The following is a 2247-nucleotide window of genomic DNA, read 5'->3' on the forward strand; positions in this document are numbered from 1 at the left end:
CTCCCCCGTGCAGGTCGACCCCGCGCTCGTGCAGACCTCCGGGCTGCTCAAGGACGATGTTGTCCTCACCATCCCCGAGGAAGCCGGCGCCTTCGACACCACGCTGTTGCGCGAGGCCGTGGCCCGCACGAAGGCCTCCACCAGAGCCTGGGCGGCCTACGCCGCCGAGCAGGGCGAACCGAACCCGGTGGTGCCGCTACTGGTCGTGCAGGTCGCAGACAAACCCAGCGACGAGCACCTCTCACGGATCCTGGATGTCATCCACCAGGAGTGGCCCGAGCTACGGCCCCAGGACATCGCCCACGTCTTCGGCACCCACACGGACCGGCACCTGCCCGGCCAGATCGTCAACTACATCGCCCCACAGCGCGTGCAGGAGACCACGCACGTCCGGGTGCTGCTGGCCATGGAGGCGATCTCCACCGGATGGGACTGCCCCAGGGCGGAGGTGCTGATGTCCTTCCGCACCTACAAGGACGCCACCTACGTCCACCAGCTGCTGGGCCGGATGGTCCGTACCCCCCTGGCCCGACGCATCCCGGGCAACGAAGTGCTCAACTCCATCGACTGCTTCCTGCCCCACTTCGACAAGACCACCTCCACCGCCATCGCCCAGACCTTGATGCGCGGACAGTCCGACATGGACGACACCACTTCCGATCCCGCCGGCGCATCCGCCCGGCGGGTGCTGTTCGACCCGGTCACCCTGACACCGAACCCGGCGGTGGGAGAAGACGTGTGGGCGGTGTTCGACGCCCTGCCCTCGATGAACATCCCCCAGGGCGCCACCAAACCGCTCAAGCGCCTGGACATCCTGGCCAATGCCCTCTCCCACGATGGGCTGCTGCCCGGGGCGGTCAAGACCGCCGCGCACACGATGTGCAAGCTCCTGGACGGATGCAGGGTCCAGTACTCCGAGCAGATCGCCGCGGCCCGCCAGGATGTGCTCACCCTGTCGGCCCAGCGGCTGACCGGCCGAATGGGAACCACAACCCTGAGCACCACCAGCCTGGAACTGTTGGCCGATGACCGGGCCATCGAGGAGGCCGCTGCCGCGGCGGCCCGCACCCTCACCGGCTGGATCGCCGGGGCCTACATCGATCACATCGTCCCCGAGGACGAAGAGGATCTCGACCTGCGCGAAGGAGACATCATCATCGCCTCCCTGGCCCGCACCTCCGAGGTCGTCGCCGATCTGGAGGCCAAGGCCGACAAGCTCGTGCAGGACTGGCTGAGCCAGTACCGCGTGCAGATCAACGGCCTGACCGATGAGCGCCAGGCAGTGTATGACCGGGTGCGGGAGATGGCCCGTCGGCCTGAACGTGTGGACCTGACCCGCCCGAGGTTGACCCAGGCCGACCAGCAGGAGCGCCTCCCTGATGGCAGCGAGCGTCCTCTGCAGAGACGCACCCTGCATTTGATGGCCGCCGAGGACGGCACCATGCCTGTGGACCTGAACACCTGGGAGCGGCAGGTGCTGGACTCCGAAGCCGCCGAGCCCTCCTTCCGGGGCTGGTACCGCAACCCCTCCCGGGCCTCCAAGCAGTCTTTGGCGATCCCGTTCCAGGACGGCACCGGCCAGTGGCAGGCGCTACGACCGGACTTCCTCTTCTTCCACGCCAACCAGGACGGCACGATCCGCGCCGACATCGTGGACCCCCACGGCACGCACCTGGCCGACGCCTTGCCCAAGCTGCGGGGCCTGGCCGAGTACGCCCAGGCCCACGGGGATGCCTTCGGTCGGATCGAGGCCGTCGCTGAGATCGAGGGGCAGCTGCGGGTGCTGGACATGAAGAACGACGTCGTCCAGGCCGGCGTCCACGCAGCCCAGGACGCTGAATCCCTGTACAAGGCCGCGCCCACGTACTGAAGCAGAAACTCAAGGGACGCCGGCGGCCGAGGATGGGGTTCAGTCTGAGGCTTGCCGGCGCAACGAGGTGTACAGGGTCTGCCGGCTCACCCCGAATGTGCGCGCCACTTCGGCTTTCGGGATCCCCATCTGAATCATCACGCGCGCCTGCTCCACGTCGAGGTCCGAGAGCTTCGGGGGCCTGCACGTACTTGCCGCGGGCCTTGGCCAACGCGATGCCTTCGGCCTGACGCTCCTTGATCCGCCGACGCTCGAACTCAGCGAACGCGGCCAGGATGCCCAGCATGAGCCCGTCCACCGGGGAGGTGCCGGACTTGTCCACGGTGATCCGCTCGGAGATGAACTGCACCGCACACCCCTTGTCGGTGAGCTCGTCC

Annotated in this window: 2 protein-coding genes and 1 pseudogene; 1 reads left to right on the forward strand and 2 read right to left on the reverse strand. The window is 67.9% G+C overall.

The window, feature by feature from the left end; all coding sequences use genetic code 11:
- Positions 1 to 1870, forward strand: a 1870-nt coding sequence (locus AB0N07_RS50360) for a hypothetical protein (RefSeq protein ID WP_365847640.1), incomplete at its 5' end; no start/stop codon positions are given.
- 39 nt (positions 1871 to 1909) lie between these two features.
- Here the strand turns inward: AB0N07_RS50360 and AB0N07_RS50365 are convergent.
- The gene (locus AB0N07_RS50365; RefSeq protein ID WP_365847642.1) at positions 1910 to 2131 is read right to left on the reverse strand and encodes a helix-turn-helix domain-containing protein; all 222 of its coding nucleotides are present in this window, start codon (positions 2129 to 2131) and stop codon (positions 1910 to 1912) included.
- A pseudogene (locus AB0N07_RS50370) lies at positions 2070 to 2247 on the reverse strand (recombinase family protein); the annotation flags it as partial. The gene AB0N07_RS50365 and the pseudogene AB0N07_RS50370, both read right to left, overlap by 62 nt.

Origin of the sequence: Streptomyces sp. NPDC051172, from assembly GCF_040682555.1 — a bacterium.
Classification (GTDB): domain Bacteria; phylum Actinomycetota; class Actinomycetes; order Streptomycetales; family Streptomycetaceae; genus Streptomyces.